This window comes from Kitasatospora sp. NBC_00070, from assembly GCF_045041205.1.
Taxonomy (GTDB): Bacteria; Actinomycetota; Actinomycetes; order Streptomycetales; family Streptomycetaceae; genus Kitasatospora.
This window is the reverse complement of the sequence record NZ_CP108248.1, coordinates 119,684-136,557: the sequence shown is the minus strand read 5'-3', so window position 1 is coordinate 136,557 and position 16,874 is coordinate 119,684. Positions and strand designations below refer to the sequence as shown.

Genomic DNA, 16,874 nt, shown 5'->3' with positions numbered 1-16,874 from the left:
TCGCGACCGCTCCGTGCACCCACCGCAGCAGAGCGGGACAAGCTGTTCGCCGACGTCTGTAATCTTGCCCAGGGGCTGGGGGGCCAACTTACTGAAGACCGTGGCAGCGGCACACAGAGGAACCCCGTGCTGCCGTACCGCTCAAGTCCGATGGCCTATCTTGAGGCGTTGAGCGAGCTTGCCGCCGCGGTGGAATGCGCGGCCGACAACACGGCCAGCGACGCCCGCCACGAGGGCGCAAGTGATGTAGAACTGGGCCAGGCATGGGGGATCACCGATGCCGAAGCGAGCCACAAATGGGGCCGACCCGCGGCTTTCACATTTCCAACAGGCCCCGACCTGCCCGGTGGGCAGGCGTTGGCCGCCGAGGCGACCATCGCCAGCCTGCAGCGCGCCCTGAAGGCCGGCCGAGCCGAGCAGGACCGACTCCGGAAGCAGCTCAACGAGCACATCGCTCTGGAACAGGCCACAGGCATCCTCGCGGAACGCTGGCACGTAACGGTCAACGAGGCGTCCGCCGCCTTCGGCGACGGCACCCACGCCGAAAGATGCCGGCTAGCCAGCGAGATCGTCGACGGTACCGCGGAAGGAAGCACTGCTCGGCAACTGAACGAGGGGTCACCTCCTATTAGTGTTGTCAAGCAACAACTGTGACGGATAGTTGGTCTTGGTAGCACCGCCTGTCACGGATGAGGGCCCACAGCACGTTCACTTGTCGCCGGGCCACGGCGGTCAGCGTCTTGTTGCGGTCCCGCGGCAGCAGCAGCCCCGCGAGGCTGTGCGCGAGCCGGCGGACTGCCGTAGAGGACTCAGGCGCGGCCGCGTTACGCGATGCTGGGAGACGATCCGGCTGCCGACGATGTGGATCCGGGCGGCGCGGGCGCGGCCGTCGCAGACGATGTACCGGCCGCGGCCGCCGCTGCCGTCGGCCTGGACGGTGTGGGTGGCCGGCTCCAGGCAGGGGGTGCCCATCCGGTCGTAGGCCCAGGCCTCCAGGCAGGAGGGGCCCATGCACCAGGTCCGCTCGGCGCGCAGGGTGGGCCGTACTTCGGGCACACCCCCACGGCACCACACCCCGACCAGCGGGAGACGCGACGAGGAGGGACCACACCCGGTCGTGTTGCCCCGGGAGCATGTGGCCCTCGTGCCGCCACTGGTTCGCCAGCGCGGTGAAGATCGGGTGTCGTCGGCTGGCAGAGCCGATTCGCTGCCTCCGGGGGCAGTTCTGCGACGCCGACCGGTCGGGACGCCCGCCGCTTGCTGAGGCACTGTCACAGCGTGGTCAACGAGGCGATGGCCGCAGCGGCAATCGCCTCCAGGCGCACTTCACTCCGCAGGGTAGATAGTGGCCAGGCGGGTTGGATTTCCCCGCTGGAGGTCAGCGGGTGGGGAGATGTTTGGCCGCCTGTGGTCGCGCTGTGTGGCGCGGGTGGCTGTGGGTCTGGATGTTGCCAGCTCTGCGGTGCTGGTGGGTGGTCTCAGTGGGCGGGTCGCAGGGTGGGGTTGAGTGCGAGGCGGTTGTCGGTGGGGTGGTGGCCTTCGGGGCTGAAGGGGGGCACCGCTGCGGGGAGGCAGTCGGCGATCAGCAGGCAGTCGTACTGGCGGTCTTCGGCGGTGGCGGCGATCAGTGGTTCGCCGTCGGGGGCCCAGATGCCGGAGTTTCCTTGGTACTGCCAGGCGCCGGCGGGGACTTGTTCCCAGCCGCGGCGGTTGGCGTAGGCGATGAACAGGCGCCAGATGCTGGCCATGGCCGGGATGATGTGGCGGGTGGCGTCCTGGTAGGGGACCTGGCTCATGGTGCCGTCGGCCAGGCGGAAGTGCCCGTCGGCCGCGGTGGGTCCGAGGACGACCTGCGCGCCCTGTCCGGCGAGGTATTGGTAGAGCGGTGGGAACTCGCACTCGTAGCAGTTGAGTACGCCCACCTCGATGCCGTTCATGGTGACCACAGGCGGTAGGTCCTGGCCGAAGGAGTAGTTGCGCCGCTCGGCGGCCCCGTACAGGTGGGTCTTGCGGTAGTTCGCCGCTACCAGGCCATCCGCCGTGATCACGCTGATCGAGTCGTAGAAATCGGTCCCGTCGCGTTCGGGATAGGGCAGGACCACGGCCAGGGCGTTCTCCTTGGCCGCCAGCCGGGCGCGCTCGACCGAGGGGCCCTCGCGGTGCTCGGCCAGCTCGCGGCACTCCTGGGGGCCGATGGCGTAGCCGGTCGTGTACTTCTCCGGGAACACCACCACCTGGCACCCGTAGTCCGCCGCCAGCGCCGTCACCTCGACCAGGCGTTTTAGGTTCCGCTCTACCGCCTGAGGGCTGCCGACCTGGCCCTGGCCCTGGTACAGGGCTACGCGCAGCCCCTCGCCGAAGACCGGCGCAGTGCGCCGGGCGGAGCGGAACACGACACGAACAGGCTGCGACATCGGAAACGCATTCCTCACCTGACCGGCGGTCCGGACGACCGCCACTGCAGCAAGAACGATTCGCCACGCCACCGGACACCACAGCAGGGCCGCCCGGGGCAGTGACCGGCCGCGCTGGCCACTGGAGCGCGCGAACGCGACGGTACGTTGAGCGGCGCCGGACGGCGCGGTGCCGTGCGGCAGTACAGAGGAGACACGTGCGCCCCACCCGGTTCCAGACCCTGCTCGTGGATATCGCCGCCGCCTGCCTGAGGTCCAGCGGGCCGACGCACGAAAAGACCACCGCCCAACCAGACCGACACACCGTCATAACAGGCGCCGGACGTCGACTTCGCGGACGTGTGGCTGGACCTGGCGGGCGAGCGGGTGAAGTGCGTGCTGTTCACGCTGCGGATGTCCTACAGCGGCAAGGCCGTCCACCGCCTCTACGCCACCGGCTCCCAGCAGGGGTTCCTGGAAGGCCATCGGGCCGCGTTCGAGGCGCTGGGCGGTGTCCCGGCCCGGCATATCCGGTACGACAACCTGAAGGCGGCGGTCCGTCAGGTCTGCTTCGGGCGGGACCGGCACGAGTCGATGCGTTGGGTGAGTTTCCGGTCCTGGGGTGACGCCGTTCTACTGCACCCCCGGCGAGGAAGGGGCGCACGAGAAGGGCGGGGTGGAGCACGAGGGCGGCAGGTTCCGGCGCACGCACCTGGTCCCGCCGCCGCAGGTCGAGATGCTGGCCGAGCTCAACGAGCGGTTGGCGCGGATCGACGAGGCGGAGGACACCCGGCACATCCAGGGCCGGCCCACCAGCATCGGCTTCGACTTCGAGACCGAGCGCCCGCTGCTGGCACCGCTGCCGGTGGACGGATACGACTGCGGGCTGGACCTGACGCCAACCGTCCACCGCAACGGGCGCGTCACGGTCCGCCAGTGCTACTACTCGGTGCCCGCTCGGTTCATCGGCGGCACGGTCCGAGTCTCGCTGCGGGCCAACGAGCTGCTGGTCTTCGACGGGCGCAAGGTCGTCGCCCGGCACCCGAGGCTGACCAGGCGTTACACCTACCACGACATCCTGGACCACTACCTGGAGGTCCTGCTGGTCAAGCCCGGCGCGTTCGCCGGGGCGGCTGCCCTCGCGCAGGCCCGCTCCGAGGGAACGTTCACCTCCGCCCACGAGGCCCTCTGGGCCGCAGCCCGCGAAGCCCACGGCGACCGGGAGGGCACCCGCGCGCTGATCGAGGTCCGGCTGCTGCACCGCCAGCTGCCCGCCGACGCGGTCGTCGCCGGCATCGAGGCGGTCCTCGGGGCCCGTTCCTGCAGTCCGGAGCTGGTCACGATCGAGGCCCGCAAGGCCCAGGAAGCGCCGCAGGCGGCACCGGCCCTTCCTGGTGTGGTGCCGGTCGAGGAGGAGGATCCGGCCCGGGCCCAGGCGCTGGTGCGGCTGGGAGTCGTGGCGCCCGCTCGGTTACCGCACCCTGGTCATGCCCGGGGTGCGGGTGCGGATCGGACACGGCGCGATCATCGCCGCTGAATCGGTCGTCACCGGCGACATCCCCGACTACGCCATCGCCGGCGGCAACCCCGCCAAGGTCATCCGCCCCCGCTACATCGACACCGACGTCGCCCGCCTGCTGGCCATCGCCTGGTGGGACTGGCCCGCCGACCACATCACCCGGCACATCCGCACCATCATGTCCGGCACGATCGAGGCCCTCGAAGCCGCCGCCCCCGGCGCCTGACACTGCGGCGGCGGTGGTGGTGGTGCCGAGCACCGGAGCCCTCCCTCTCAGTGCAGGGCCCGCTCCAGCAGGGCGCGGTTGCGCATCATCCAGGCAGCCGACCGCAGCCGCCAGGTGATCCCCCACAGCGGTTCGGCGTCCGTGCTCTCGGGGGTGACGCCGGCCTCGCTGGCCTGGTCGGCGGCGTCCTGCACGGCCACCTCGATGACCGTGTCGAGGAAGCCACGGCGCCGGCCCGCGGACAGGCCATAGCCGTCGACGATCGCCCGCAGCTGGCGGGCACGCGCGCCGGCCGGAGGCAGACCAGCGCGCTCCGCCACGTCGTCATCGTGCAGTTGCGCGTTCAGCCAGCACATCTGCGCGAGCTCCACCAAGGGATCCACCGGACCGCAGAACTCCCAGTCGATCAACGCCGCCGGGCGGCCCTGGCGCGCCACGATGTTCCACGGACCGGTGTCGCAGTGACCGATGACACGCTCTGGCCCGCCGAGTGAGCGTCCATACCAGGGCCGCCACACGGCACCCTCGGGCGGACGGAACGACGCCGTGGCGTCATGCAGACCACGCAGAAGCACCCCCAGGCCGCCCACGGCGTCGTCCTCCCACGGACCGGGGTGGACGAACCCGCCCTCCACGAACGTGATCATCTCGCGGCCCGCATCGTCGAACCCCGAGCCCACCACCATCGGCGCACCGGCGAAGCCGACCGCCTCCAGATGCCGCAGCAGTGCCTGCATCGTGCTCGACCACGCGGACGCCTCACGCAGGACCACATCGCCGCGCCGGCTGACCACAGCCCCGCCGCCACCGGTCAGCACGACCTCATCCGTGTCAGGGGCAGGCACCGGGTCCGTCACGAATCCTCCACAGGACAAAGGGGAAGAAAGTCGCCCCGAATGCTGCCGGAAACCACACGAACACGCACCCGATTTACCGTCCGCCACGACCGGCATGCTCAGCCCCACCACCTCCACGCCGAACCGGGCCTTCTCAGACCGAGCCTGTCAGGGACACGGAGCGAGGGGACCCGGGACAACCAACCTATCGACACCTCCCCGGACAGTCCGAAGCAACAACAGACAGATTCTACTGTCGGTGAGGGGAGTGTCATGAATCAGGTGGACACCCTGATCAAGGGAGACGCTGATGAGCTCGCTGACGGATCACCAGATCGGGTCGGTTCCTGACGGGTCGGTTTCGTCGGAGTCGGAAACTGCCGATGCCTTGGGCATGGGTCCGAGGAGGAACACGGGTGCGTCGGATGTGGTGGCGTCGGTCGCCGAGCTGGCGGCCGAGCAGGCCCGGGCCGGCGGGATGCAGCTGCTCGGCGAGGGCGGACTGCTGCAGCAGCTCACCCGGCACCTGCTCCAGGAAGCCCTGGAGGCCGAGATGGACGAGCACCTGGCCTCGTCGGCGGGGCAGGGCCGCTCGGCGCGCAAAGGGGGCAACGCGCGCAACGGCTACCGGATGAAGACCGTGATGACCGAGGCCGGGCCGGTCACGCTCGAGGTCCCGCGGGACCGGGCCGGCACGTTCGAGCCGAAGGTCGTGCCCCGGTACGCCCGCCGAACCGAAGGCCTGGACAACCTGGTCATCTCGCTGACCGCGAAGGGCCTGACCTCCGGGGAGATCGTCGCGCACCTGGCCGAGGTCTACGGCATGACCACCAGCAAGGAGACCGTCTCCACGATCACCGACCGGGTTCTGGAGAGCATGGCCGACTGGCGCACGCGCCCCCTCGACCCGGTCTACCCGGTCCTGTTCATCGACGCCGTGAACATCAAGGTCCGCGACGGTCAGGTCGCCAACCGGCCCGTCTACGTCGTCCTCGGCGTCACGGCGGACGGCTACCGGGACATCCTGGGCCTGTGGACCTCCAGCGGCGGCGAGGGCGCCAAGTACTGGCAGTCCGTGCTCACCGAGATCAAGAACAGGGGCGTCAAGGACTGCCTGATCCTCATCTGCGACGGCCTGGCCGGGCTGCCCGATGCGGTCGCCCAGGTCTGGCCGCAGACCGTGGTGCAGACGTGCATCGTCCACCTGCTGCGGAACTCTTTCCGCTACACCTCCAAGCGGGACTGGGCGGCGGTCGCCCGCGACCTCAAGCCCGTCTACACCGCGCCGAACGAGGCCGCGGCCCTGGAGCGGTTCGCCGAGTTCGCCGCCGCCTGGGAAGCGTCCTACCCGGCCGTCGTGCGACTGTGGGAGCGGGCCTGGTCCGAGATGGTGCCCTTCCTGGCGTTCGACGCCGAGATCCGAAAGATCATCTGCACGACCAACGCCATCGAGAGCCTCAACTCCCGCTACCGCAGGGCCGCCGGCGCCTGCGGCCACTTCCCCAACGAGCAGGCCGCCCTCAAACGGCTCTACCTGGCCACCCTCGCGCTCGACCCCACTGGCCGCGGCCGCCAACGTTGGAGCAACCGCTGGATGGCCGCCCTCAACGCCTTCGACATCACCTTCGACGGACGCCTGTCAGCCGGACGGGCGTAGGCCACCTGGCCCACGCCCGACAGCAAGATCAACACCTAGTCCAACCGGGTGTCGTACACCTAGATCGTGATAGTCCCTCGGTGAGATTTGGCTCCGCTGAGGGTCTTGCGGCGGGCGGATGCGGCAGACCTGGGCCCGTGTCGAACAGCGGACACAGCGCCTGGCCGGTCAGTTGTCGCTGTGGTCCAGGCGCAGGCGCCGGTCCAGCACTTCTTGGCAGATGTCGATGAGGGGGCGTCCGCTGCTGAAGGCGAGGACGCGCAATTGCAGCAGGGCTCTGCGTGGTGGGATGTCGAGTTGGGCGGCGGCCATACCGCTTGCCTGGTGGACGAGGCGACGGTGCAACAGCACCCGGCCCGGGCGTTCCAGCGGCGCTTCACCGATGTTCAGGTACCGGGCGGTCAACGCGGCGGCGAGCATCCAAGCGTTGTCGGCCTGACGCGCGGTCAGGGGGCCCGGGGTGCGGCGCACGGTGGTCAGGACGCCGATGAGGTGGGTGCCGGCCGCGAGCGGGAAGCAGAAGACCGCTCGGGCCTGCAGCTCGACGGCCTGGGAGGTCAGCGCGGGCCAGCGGCCGGGACGGACCCGATCCCAGTCGGGCACCCACTGCACCGTCTTGGTGCGCACGGTATCGGGTTCCGGTCCGTGCCCGATGGTGAACTGCAGGTCCTCGAAGTCACGGGCCGCCTCGGAGCACCACAGGAGTTCGGTGTCGGTGCCGCCGGTGACCAGGGAGAGGGCCAGGCCGTCCATCTCCAGGGCGTCGGTGCAGGCTACGGTGACTTCGGGGACCTCCTGGAAGAGGTCGTGGAGTTGGAGCAGTCGCAGAGCTTCGCCGAGGCGGTCGCCTGTCATCGGGCACGCCCTTGTGGCTGCGCCATCGGCGCGGGGACCAGGTGGGTGGTTCTCCTCGGTCCGGCTGGTTTTGGCCTTGGATACATCGTCCGCACCCCCGTGGATTCGCGCCGCATCAGCGATGGCCACGTCAGGGTCTGGGACGTCACTCGGCACCCTAGGCCATGCTCCGGCAGAACCGGCCGGGTGGAGTCAGTTCTCACCCACCAAACTGACGTTCCAACCCCGCCAATTGGAGTCAGAACAGCCCTACAGATGGAGTCCGGGTGGCACCTACGAAGCCAGCTGCTGCCGTTGACGGCGCCAGTGGAGCCGCACGGGCTTGTCTGCCAGCAGCATCCAGCGCATGAAGTCTCGTGCCTCAACCGACGTGGCCTGGTCCCACCTGATGCCGAGCACCCACAGGCATCGCAGCCAGCGCAGCAGGTCCATCGCGTACGGGCGCAGGGTCGCCTCTTCGCGGTCGGCCGCCTGGAGGTTCTTGAAGAACGCCGCAGCCTCGGCACAGACCTGATTGTCCCTGTTGATCAACTGGCACGGGTCCCAGCGATCGCCGGTCTCCCGCAGAGACCCCCACTGCGGGAGCTCCAGAGCGGATAAGTCGCGCTCGATTCCTACATCGTCAGGCATGTCCGGAAGCCAGCAGCAGACGGCACTAAATAGGTCCTGAACTGGGAAAACGGCAAAGTTAGTTCAGTCAACGGGATGCGCATCTGAGCTGGGCCGCCATCACGCTCATGACACGCCGGGTTTCCAGGCAGCAGACCCAATATTCGCGCTGCCGTCGTACTGCATGACGAGCTGGCGGTTGACGCTGTAGCCGCCCGCGCCGTAGGAGAGGACGGTGCCGGCGGGGAGGGTGTAGTCGGTGTAGACGCCGTTGTTGGCGGTGAGCCAGTCGATGGAGCCGCCGGAGCTGTTGACGGTGAGGGCGTCGGTGCTGGTCAGGTTGAGGGTGTCGGTGCTGGCGCTGCTCTGGGAGAGAGAGTTCCACAGGGTCTGGGTGCCGGCGGCGTTCATGATCTTGATGACGCCGTTGTCGATGGTGGCGTAGGCACCCGTGCTGCCGCCGGTGTTGGACGCCCACAGGAGCTGCCAGGCGCCGTTGTGGAGGACCAGGTGGCCGTCGCCCTGCATGCCCAGGCGGAACTTGGCGTTGCCGCTGCCGTCTACGACGGTGTAGCTGTCGCCGCTGTTGATCCGCTGGCTGTTGCTCCAGCCGAAGGACGTGGCGTTCGCGATCGTGTACTTGATGACGACCCGCCCGTTGCCGCCGGTCGCGGTGGTGACCTCGGAGGCGCCGCCCCGGGTGCTGTTGGTCTGGGTCACGCCGATGCCCGAGCCCGAGACGATCCCGGCGTGGTTGGTGCCGCCGGCGCCGACTCCCGGCGGGGTCGACCAGTTGTATGTCTTCGGGGTGCCGGCGGTGCCGCCGGTCCAGCCGCCGCCGGCACTGCTCGCCCAGTCCGCGTTGCCGCCCAGGCCGGTGTCCCCACTGGTGGTGTCTGCGGCGCCGCCTGCTCCATCAACAGTGCTGGCTGCGCCACCGCCGCCACCGGGGGCGTTCCGTGTCCGGGCGAGGTGGGTGTAGATCGGGGTGTCCGGCGAAGCCGGGGTGGGGGCGGGGGCGCGGAACTGTTTCGGTTTGAGGTTCCCCCGAGATGCGGAAGGCGCTGACAGCGGGTCAGATGGGACTCATGAGAGGACCGCTGACCATGGCTGCACCCCGGAAATACTCGTTGGAGTTGCGTGAGCGTGCGGTGCGGATGTATCGCACCGCCGAGCCGAAGCCCCAGATCAAGAAGCTGGCTGTCGACCTCGGCGTGCATCCCGAGGCTCTGCGCGGCTGGATCCGTCAGGCTGAAGCGGACGCCGGCGAACGCGACGACCGGCTGACCACCGACGAGCGTGCCGAACTCGCCGCCCTGCGCAAGGAGAACGTGCAGCTCAAGCGGGCCAACGACGTCCTGCGGACGGCCTCGGCGTTTTTCGCGGCGCAACTCGACCCGACCCGGCCCAGGTGACGGCGCTCGTTGACGAGCACCCCCGCCTGGGAGTCGAGTGCGTACTTCGGGAACTGCACATCCCCTCCACCACCTACTACCGGTGGCGCCGCGCCGAGAAGGAGCCGTGCGAACGGCGGCGCCGCGATGTCGAGCTGACCGGGAGGATCAAGGAGATTCACGCGGAGTCCGGCGGCAACTACGGCTCGCCACGCGTGCACGCCACCCTCAGACGCGAGGGCACCCAGGTGGGCCGCAAGCGGGTCGAGCGCCTGATGCGCGAAGCCGACATCGCCGGCATGAGCCCACGCCGCAAGGGCTTCACGCGCCGCGATCCGAAGGCCACCCTGGCCCCGGACCTGGTGAACCGGGACTTCACAGCCCAGGCGCCGAACCGGTTGTGGGTCACCGACCTGACGATGATCTCGACCAGCGAGGGCCCGCTGTGGCTCTCAGCGATCCGCGACGCCTTCTCCCGCCGCGTCGTCGCCTGGGAGACCTCAGCCCGCGCGGATGCCGACCTGGTCCTGACGACGCTGGAGTACGCACTCGCCAGTCGCGAGATCGAGCCGGGCAAGCTCATTCATCATGCCGATCACGGCTGCCAATACACATCCATCAAGCTGACAACCCGTCTACTACGGGCAGGAGTTGATGCTTCCATGGGCTCCATCGGGGACTCCTACGATAACGCCCTCGCGGAAAATCTGTGGATGCTGATCAAGACCGAGTGCGTGCGCGGGCGCGTCTTCGCCACACGTGCCGAGGCGAACCTCGCGCTCTTCGAGTACCTCGACGGCTTCTACAACAGCCGGCGCATCCAGAAACGACTCGGCTACCTCAGCCCCATCGAGTTCGAAGAGAAGCACTACGCCGACCAGGCGACGGCCGAACAAGCGAACCTGAACACCCGTCACCCCATCCTGACCAGCTGATCAGCGACACCCGCACAACGGGGGAACCTCAGTTCGCGGTACCGGGAGGGAAACCGTGGTCAGTTGGGGCATTGTCATTTTCTGGCCAACGGTTCAGCGGTACCTGACGGTACGGCTGCTCCTGGCAGCCGTACACCTCCCGGCACGGGCACCCCGGGTCCGGTGGCCGGCGGACTGGGCTGCTCGGGGAAGGCCGTGCGGGACCTGTGGTGGGAGCGCCTGGAGTGGTGCTGTGGTGCTGTGGTGGGTGTCTGGCTGTTGTCCTGTGCGGGTTCCTGGTGCGGGTGGTTGTGGTGCGGGGGCCCCGGTGTCCGGGTGGTGGCGTGGTGTGTGTGAGGCCACCGCCCGGACACTGCGGTGGGGGTGCTGTCCAGCTCCTTGTCACCGGATGGTGATCTTCACGGCTGCCGGGGGCGGGGGCAAGCACCCACGCCGGGGACGTAGCGGTCGGCTGGGTGGCACGTCAGCTGGCTGTGCGGTGCCGGTCCCGCCGCCGGGGAGACGGGGCGGGGCCGGGTAGGAGCACACCGCGGGGGTGTGGCAGAGGCGGTCCCATGGAGAACGGTTCTGCCCTGTCAAGGGTAGGCGCGGCGGGCGGGGGCGGGGCTCCCTGACGGGGCAGTCCCAGGGCCGGGCTGCTGGCCGGGGGTTGTCACGGTGGCGGGAACGCTGGGCCGTGTGGGTGGGGTGTGGTGCCGGGGTGGGGGAGTGGGGGGTTATCCGAAGGTGTTGGTGGCCCAGATGGCCTGGTTGTTGGTGTTGTAGATGACCATGTTGCCGTCGCCCTGGATCTTGAGGGTGGCGCCGGGGCTGGCGTTGTTGCTGCTCTGCCAGAAGGTGAAGCCGGTGGGGAGTTTCATGTTGAGCTTGCCGTTGGCGAGGCTGAGGGTGCTGCCGGCCACGTAGGTGCCTTCGCCGTAGCCGCCGGAGTACCAGCCGTTGACGCCGGGCTCGCGGCTGGACCACAGGGTGCTGGTGCCCTTCTCCAGGAGGAGATTGCCATCGGCCTGCATCGTCAGCCGGGTGCTCGTGGAGGGGGCGGTGGAACCGGCCAGTTTGACACCGGTGGAGATCTGCTCGCCGGGCTGAAGGGCGGCGGTGTCCCCGGTGTTGACCACACCGGAGGTGGTCCAGGCAGGGACGCCGTTGGCACGTACGATGCTCAGCCCGGTGCGGTCGGCATAGAGGCTGGCACCGGTGACGGCCTTGTTGTCGCTGCGCCACAGTTCGGCTCCGCCGTTGCCTGCGCTCTTGTTGATCTTGAGGATGCCGTCGGTGCCGAAGACGGCGGTGGCACCGTAGTTACCCCAGGTGTTGGAGGCCCAGAGGAGGGTGCCGAGGGTTCCGTCGGTGTTGGCGGCGTAGGTGAGGAGGTTGCCGTCACCTTGCAGCTTCACGGCGGTCAGGGTGTTCCCGCCGTTGTCGATGCTGCCGGTGTAGTAGAGGGTGCCGGGGGTGAGGCTGGTGCCGGCGGGGGTGCCAAGGAGCTGACGATTAATAACTCCTTGTTCTGATGGGATGGTTGGGGCCTAGGATCGCGGTGTGACGGATGAGAGTGCGGCGGTGCTTGGGGAGGTGCTCGCCCGGCTGCTGCCGCAGTTGGACGAGCGGCAGCGGCGCCTGACATTGGGGGCGGCGGCTCGGGTGCTCGGCTACGGGGGTGTGCGCCGGGTCGCACGCCTGGCAGGGGTGGCGGAGTCCACCGTGGCGCGCGGCGCTCGGGAGCTGGACGCGGACCAGGAGCCCGCCGACCGGGTCCGAACGGCGGGCGGCGGGCGCAAGCCGCTGCGTGAGAGCGACCCGGGCCTGGTGATGGCGCTGCTGGCGCTGGTCGAGCCGGATCAGCGTGGGGATCCGGAGTCGCCATTGCGCTGGACGGTGAAGTCCACCCGGAACCTGGCGGCCGAGCTGACTCGCCAGGGTCACCAGGTCGGCCCGGACACAGTCGCCGCGCTGCTGAAGGCCGAGGGGTTCTCCTTGCAGGGCACCTCGCGGACCACCGAAGGCGCCCGGCACCCGGACCGGGACGCGCAGTTCCACTACATCAACGACCGGGTCAAGGAGTTCACCGCGGCCGGGCAGCCGGTCATCAGCGTGGACACCAAGAAGAAGGAGGTCCTCGGCAGCTACGCGGTCGCCGGGCAGGAGTGGCACCGCAGCGGGCAGCCGGTGCAGGTGCGTGCGCACGACTTTCCCGAGAAGGACGCCCAGAAGGCGGTCCCGTACGGGATCTACGACCTTGCCGCCGATGCCGGCTGGGTGTCGGTGGGCTGCGACGGGGACACCGCCGCGTTCGCGGTCGCCACCTTGCGAAGGTGGTGGGACGGCGAGGGACGGCACCGCTACCCCGGCGCGACCCGGCTGCTGATCACCGCCGATGCCGGCGGTTCCAACGGCTACCGCGTGCGGGCCTGGAAGAAGGGACTGGCCGACTTCGCCCACGCGGCCGGCCTGGAGGTGGCGGTCTGTCATTTTCCGCCTGGAACTTCGAAATGGAACAAAATAGAACACCGCCTCTTCTCCAGGATCAGCAGCAACTGGCGCGGACGCCCACTGACCAGCCACGAGGTCGTCGTCAACACCATCGGCGCGACCACCACCCGCACCGGGCTCACGGTGCACGCCGAACTCGACCCCGGCGCCTACCCGACCGGCGTCACGGTTCCGGACGAGGTCATGGCGGCACTGCCGCTGACCGCGCACGACTGGCACGGGACATGGAACTACACCCTGCGGCCCGAACCACCCACTCCGACACCGGTCCCGACCAGCGAAGATCGCACTCAGCCCGACGACCGGGCCCCCGACTGGCTGCACCATCCCACCCTCACCGGCATGGACACCGCCGCGTTCGCCGACCTGCTGGCCGAGGTCGAGCAGTACCTCCTCGACCACCCGCCGATCAGCCTGCACCACAAGCGTGCCCGGCACCGCACCCTGCGGCGCGGTCCCCTGTCGCTGTCCGACCGGCTGCTGGTCACCGTCATCCGCCACCGCTGGAAGACCCAGATCCGGGTCCTCACCTCTCTGCTCGGCTCGCCCGCGGCCGCCGTTGGCGACGCCCTGCACGAGATGACCCCCGTCCTGGAGGCCATCGACCGCCGCGTCCGCCCGGCACCGATCACCGCACCCACCACGGCAGACCTCGCCAACCTCGTCGGGCGAACCCACACGAAGAACGCCAAGTAATTAATCGGCGGCTCCCTTCAAGGCTTCGGCGTAGTCGCGTGATGTCCGGTTTGTGATCACGTGAGGCCGAGGAGGGCGAGCGGCCGGGTGACGTCTCGGGCGTTGCGGCGGAGGGCGGCGGCGATGTTGGTGACTCCGGCAAGCTTCAGGGCGCCGATGGCGAGGTTTCGCCAGGTCGCCATCGCGCGCGGTGCGTTGCCGGTGCGGAGCTGGGAGGCGTCCTCGGCGAATGTGGTGTCCCTGACGTGGTGCAGGGCCTCGATGTGCCAGTGGTCGCGGATCAGCTTCGCGAGCTGGGCCGGGGTGGCCTGGTCGGCGGTCAGGCTGGTGACGGCGTAGACGGTCTTGATGGTGGTCTTGCTGGTCTTGCGGTCGGTGCGGCGGCGCTTGATCTGGATGGCCTGGCGGGCGCCGGGGAAGAGCAGGTTGTTCACGGTGGCGACCTTGATGCGGCGGATCTCGAAGCGTCCGTGACCGGTGTCCTTGGTGCGGACCTGTAGTGGGATGTCCTTCCAGGGAAGGGACTTGAGCTGCTCGCGGAGGTTCTTCTGGTTGCCCTTGACGATCACGATGTAGTGCGCCTTCCGGCCGAGGAGGTAGCCGGCGTGCTCGCGCTGGGTGTGCATCGCGTCGCTGGTGACGACCGTCCCGGCGAGGCCTGCGACGGTGTCGAGCAGGGGTTGGAAGCAGGTGATCTCGTTGGTCTTCTCGCCGACGTCCAGCTGGGCCAGCACCAGGCCGGTGGTGTGCTCCATGGCTGCCAGGAGGTGGACCCTGCGGCCCTTCGCCTTGGCGGCTCCGCGCAGGCTCTTGCCGTCCACCGACACTCCGCGCAGGTCGGCGGCACCGCTCGGTTGGGGGCGGCGGTCGGCGAGCCAGCGGCCGACCGCCTGGTCCAGCGCGTCGCCGTCGATGCGGGCCAGGAGCCGGCGGACCGTCGACTCGACGGGCACCAGCCGCGTGGGCAGCAGCGGATCGATACGGATGCCGAGGCACTCCAGAACCTGAGCAGGGGCGTCGGCGATCCACTCGCCGACGGCCAAGAGCGAAGTGGCCCCGGTCAGCACGGCGCATGCGGTCAGCGTCAGTACGACGGCCAGGGCGTGGCGCACTCCGCGTGGGTCACGGGGGTCCGGCACCTCGGCCAGCCGTTCCAGCAGCCCCGGGATCTCCTCGGGTACGACCTCGGGGCGCTCGCGGAGCTGGTCAAGGGCAGGTGGGATCGGCAATGATGCGTCGGCAGGCACGGTCTTCCACTTGGATCACGGGGCGTCGAGAACTCCATGATCTTGGAAGCCGTGCCTGTCTTTTTCCCGGGACTGCCCACCCGACAGATCGTCACAAGCCGGACGTCATGCGACTACGCCGAAGCCTTGGCGGGGGTGCCGGTCGCCTGGTAGTTGGGGATGTTGTCGGCGAGGGCGGAGCCGGTGCCGGTGGACCATCTGGTGACGCCGTCCTTGGTGATCTGAAGGCCGGCGGTGGTGAGCGTCATACTGGCGCCGCTGTTGTTGCCGAGGTAGGTGCGCTTGAGGACGGTGTTGTCGGCCTTCTTGATGACGAGGTTGCCGCTGTTGTCGAAAGTCGTGGTGGCGCCGTTGTTGCCCCAGGTATTGGAGCTCCAGAAAAGGTTTCCGAGAGTGCCGTCGGTGTTGACGGCGTAGGCGAGGAGGTTGCCGTCGCCCTGCATCTTCAGGGCGGCCATGTTGTTGCCAGGTCCGTTGCTGCCCATGTAGTAGAGGGTGTTGGTGGCGAGGGTGGTCCCGGGGGCGATGCCGCCTGCCTGGTAGTTCGGGAGGGAGGCGGGGTCGAGGTACATCGGAGCACTGGTGTTCGTGGACCACTTGGTGTTGGTGATCTTCAGCTCACCGTTGGCGGTGAAGGTCAGGGCGCTGCCGGCTTGGCCACCGTAGGTGCGCTTGATCGGAGTGCCGTCGGCCTTCTTGACGACCAGGTTGCCGTCGGCGCCGAAGGTGGCGGTGGCTCCGGGGTTGCCCCAGGTGTTGGAGCTCCAGACGGGGTCAGTGTCGTTGTCGTAGATGGCGAGGTTGCCGTCAGTCTGCATGACCATGGTGTGATGGCTGTTCACCGTGCCGACGCTGATCGAGGTGCCACTGGCAAAGGCCTGGCCGCTGGGCATCGTATATCCGTCGGGCCAGAGCGTCCCGATAGAATGGTCGAAGGTCCGGGTGATCACGGTTGCTTCGCTGCTGCCGACGGCGTTAAGAACTGTTGCCCTGACCGTGTATTGGCCGTTGGGGACATTATTAAGGATGATGGCCCCGGATTCAGATTCCTGCTCTGCCGTGACCGCTCCGTTGGAGTTAATTACTTGTACATGATAGGCGGTTGGAGCATCCCCGGCCGAGGCTGCCCCGATAACTACTTTTGAAGTGTTTCCGCTTCCCCATTTGTCAAAAACCTGCAGAGTTGGCTTCTCCAAGAGCTTGGCCCGGGGGACTGCGAGGCCCAGTACCCATGGCATATCGATGGTGGTGTCGGTCGCGCGGTGGTATACATTTTTCGGGTGTTGAGGGTCTCCCACTGGGATTACATCGACAGATGTTCCTTCAAGGAACGTGTGGGCGGTGTAGACGTTTCCATCGTAATCTGTGGTCAAGTCGCGGACGGCGGGGAGGTTGCTGTATTCGGCAACTACTCCGTCATTCGAATATGACCACCTGACGCTCTCGGTGTCCCCCGGCGGATCATACGGCTGGCCCCAGCTGGTCACCTTCATAATTTTTTCGCCGGAACTGAAATAGACATCTCCGGTGCGGCTGACGGTCATTCCGGTATCGATATTTCGATTGTGTGCCACTGCGCGCTGAGCGTCCGCGTATCCGTTCCCGGTTTTGGCCCGCTTGACGATAAGTGCCGGCCGGTCCACCCCGGAGTAGGAAGCTATCGTCGGTCTGTAGAGGTAGATGTTGCCAGCTTCATCTACATCTATGTCGCTCGGTATGAGCAGGGCGGCATCCATGCTTGTATAGCCTTCGTTCCCGTTGTGCCCCTTTGTCACCGTGTTCAGGGTGCCGTTGGGCATCAGCTTGAGAACATCGTCGTAGTAGGTGTAGACGTAGATGTTCCCATCCCAGCCGTATGTCACATCAATCGGGGACTGGATACCGCTACGAATTACCGTCTTGGTTCCGTCGGGGGCAACCTTGAACAGGGTTCCATTGTGGTCCGCAGTTCCGAGGTCACCGGTCGTCACGCCGTATATATTCCCGGCTGGATCAACCGCAAATTTGTCTCCCC

Annotated in this window: 15 protein-coding genes and 1 pseudogene; 7 read left to right on the top strand and 9 right to left on the bottom strand. The window is 68.1% G+C overall.

The features are described from left to right. Positions 1-168: 168 nt before the first annotated feature. Positions 169-654, top strand: a complete 486-nt coding sequence (locus tag OHV05_RS35655; protein ID WP_405021625.1) for a hypothetical protein — start codon at positions 169-171, stop codon at positions 652-654. A gap of 78 nt (positions 655-732) precedes the next feature. Here OHV05_RS35655 and OHV05_RS35650 read toward each other — a convergent pair whose 3' ends face one another. After that, positions 733-1,056, bottom strand: coding sequence for a hypothetical protein (locus OHV05_RS35650; RefSeq protein ID WP_331730108.1), 324 nt, complete (start codon positions 1,054-1,056; stop codon positions 733-735). Between the two features lie 422 nt (positions 1,057-1,478). Further along, positions 1,479-2,414 carry a nitrilase-related carbon-nitrogen hydrolase gene (locus tag OHV05_RS35645; RefSeq protein ID WP_331730106.1) on the bottom strand — a complete coding sequence of 312 codons (936 nt, stop codon included), beginning with the start codon at positions 2,412-2,414 and terminating at the stop codon, positions 1,479-1,481. A 715-nt stretch (positions 2,415-3,129) separates the two neighbouring features. Here OHV05_RS35645 and OHV05_RS35640 point away from each other — a divergent pair. Both OHV05_RS35640 and OHV05_RS35635 read left to right on the top strand, forming a co-directional pair. Next, the gene (locus OHV05_RS35640) at positions 3,130-3,930 is read left to right on the top strand and encodes a Mu transposase domain-containing protein (protein WP_405021745.1); all 801 of its coding nucleotides are present in this window, start codon (positions 3,130-3,132) and stop codon (positions 3,928-3,930) included. Further along, positions 3,872-4,138: pseudogene (locus OHV05_RS35635) on the top strand (antibiotic acetyltransferase); the annotation flags it as partial. The gene OHV05_RS35640 and the pseudogene OHV05_RS35635, both read left to right, overlap by 59 nt. A gap of 47 nt (positions 4,139-4,185) precedes the next feature. On the opposite strand, the gene OHV05_RS35630 reads toward OHV05_RS35635, so the two are convergent. After that, positions 4,186-4,995 carry a phosphotransferase gene (locus OHV05_RS35630; protein ID WP_331730098.1) on the bottom strand — a complete coding sequence of 270 codons (810 nt, stop codon included), beginning with the start codon at positions 4,993-4,995 and terminating at the stop codon, positions 4,186-4,188. 373 nt (positions 4,996-5,368) lie between these two features. Here OHV05_RS35630 and OHV05_RS35625 point away from each other — a divergent pair, with 373 nt between their 5' ends. Then, positions 5,369-6,631 carry an IS256 family transposase gene (locus OHV05_RS35625; protein ID WP_331730095.1) on the top strand — a complete coding sequence of 421 codons (1,263 nt, stop codon included), beginning with the start codon at positions 5,369-5,371 and terminating at the stop codon, positions 6,629-6,631. A 168-nt stretch (positions 6,632-6,799) separates the two neighbouring features. Here the strand turns inward: OHV05_RS35625 and OHV05_RS35620 are convergent, their stop codons facing one another. The 3 genes from OHV05_RS35620 to OHV05_RS35610 all read right to left on the bottom strand — a co-directional run bounded on the left by OHV05_RS35620 (position 6,800) and on the right by OHV05_RS35610 (position 8,815). After that, on the bottom strand, positions 6,800-7,486 hold the full coding sequence (locus tag OHV05_RS35620) for a GAF domain-containing protein (protein WP_331730093.1): 687 nt from the start codon (positions 7,484-7,486) through the stop codon (positions 6,800-6,802). A gap of 273 nt (positions 7,487-7,759) precedes the next feature. Continuing rightward, a complete protein-coding gene (locus tag OHV05_RS35615; protein ID WP_405021624.1) occupies positions 7,760-8,017 on the bottom strand; it encodes an integrase in 258 nt (85 codons plus the stop codon). 204 nt (positions 8,018-8,221) lie between these two features. Next, positions 8,222-8,815 (bottom strand): hypothetical protein, encoded by a 594-nt coding sequence (locus OHV05_RS35610; RefSeq protein WP_331730088.1) that lies wholly within the window; start codon positions 8,813-8,815, stop codon positions 8,222-8,224. Positions 8,816-9,201: 386 nt separating this feature from the next. Between OHV05_RS35610 and OHV05_RS35605 the strand changes: the two genes are divergently transcribed. Together OHV05_RS35605 and OHV05_RS35600 are read left to right on the top strand one after the other, a co-directional pair. After that, on the top strand, positions 9,202-9,510 hold the full coding sequence (locus OHV05_RS35605; protein ID WP_331730085.1) for a transposase: 309 nt from the start codon (positions 9,202-9,204) through the stop codon (positions 9,508-9,510). Then, positions 9,507-10,424 carry an IS3 family transposase gene (locus OHV05_RS35600; RefSeq protein ID WP_331730083.1) on the top strand — a complete coding sequence of 306 codons (918 nt, stop codon included), beginning with the start codon at positions 9,507-9,509 and terminating at the stop codon, positions 10,422-10,424. Before OHV05_RS35605 ends, OHV05_RS35600 begins: the two co-directional genes overlap by 4 nt. Before the next feature lie 716 nt (positions 10,425-11,140). Here the strand turns inward: OHV05_RS35600 and OHV05_RS35595 are convergent. Next, positions 11,141-11,821 (bottom strand): hypothetical protein, encoded by a 681-nt coding sequence (locus OHV05_RS35595; RefSeq protein ID WP_331730078.1) that lies wholly within the window; start codon positions 11,819-11,821, stop codon positions 11,141-11,143. A 166-nt stretch (positions 11,822-11,987) separates the two neighbouring features. Between OHV05_RS35595 and OHV05_RS35590 the strand changes: the two genes are divergently transcribed. After that, positions 11,988-13,613 carry an ISAzo13 family transposase gene (locus tag OHV05_RS35590; protein ID WP_405021744.1) on the top strand — a complete coding sequence of 542 codons (1,626 nt, stop codon included), beginning with the start codon at positions 11,988-11,990 and terminating at the stop codon, positions 13,611-13,613. A 56-nt stretch (positions 13,614-13,669) separates the two neighbouring features. Here the strand turns inward: OHV05_RS35590 and OHV05_RS35585 are convergent, their stop codons facing one another. Both OHV05_RS35585 and OHV05_RS35580 read right to left on the bottom strand, forming a co-directional pair. Continuing rightward, a complete protein-coding gene (locus OHV05_RS35585; RefSeq protein ID WP_331730075.1) occupies positions 13,670-14,860 on the bottom strand; it encodes an ISAs1 family transposase in 1,191 nt (396 codons plus the stop codon). 113 nt (positions 14,861-14,973) lie between these two features. After that, the gene (locus tag OHV05_RS35580; protein WP_331730073.1) at positions 14,974-16,830 is read right to left on the bottom strand and encodes a hypothetical protein; all 1,857 of its coding nucleotides are present in this window, start codon (positions 16,828-16,830) and stop codon (positions 14,974-14,976) included. Between the last annotated feature and the right edge of the window lie 44 nt (positions 16,831-16,874).

Excerpts from the sequence above, each read along its gene's own strand:
- OHV05_RS35645 (WP_331730106.1), bottom strand. The coding sequence starts at position 2,414 with ATGTCGCAGCCTGTTCGTGTCGTGTTCCGCTCCGCCCGGCGCACTGCG.
- OHV05_RS35640 (WP_405021745.1), top strand. The coding sequence starts at position 3,130 with ATGCTGGCCGAGCTCAACGAGCGGTTGGCGCGGATCGACGAGGCGGAG.
- OHV05_RS35625 (WP_331730095.1), top strand. The coding sequence starts at position 5,369 with ATGGGTCCGAGGAGGAACACGGGTGCGTCGGATGTGGTGGCGTCGGTC.
- OHV05_RS35620 (WP_331730093.1), bottom strand. The coding sequence starts at position 7,486 with ATGACAGGCGACCGCCTCGGCGAAGCTCTGCGACTGCTCCAACTCCAC.
- OHV05_RS35605 (WP_331730085.1), top strand. The coding sequence starts at position 9,202 with ATGGCTGCACCCCGGAAATACTCGTTGGAGTTGCGTGAGCGTGCGGTG.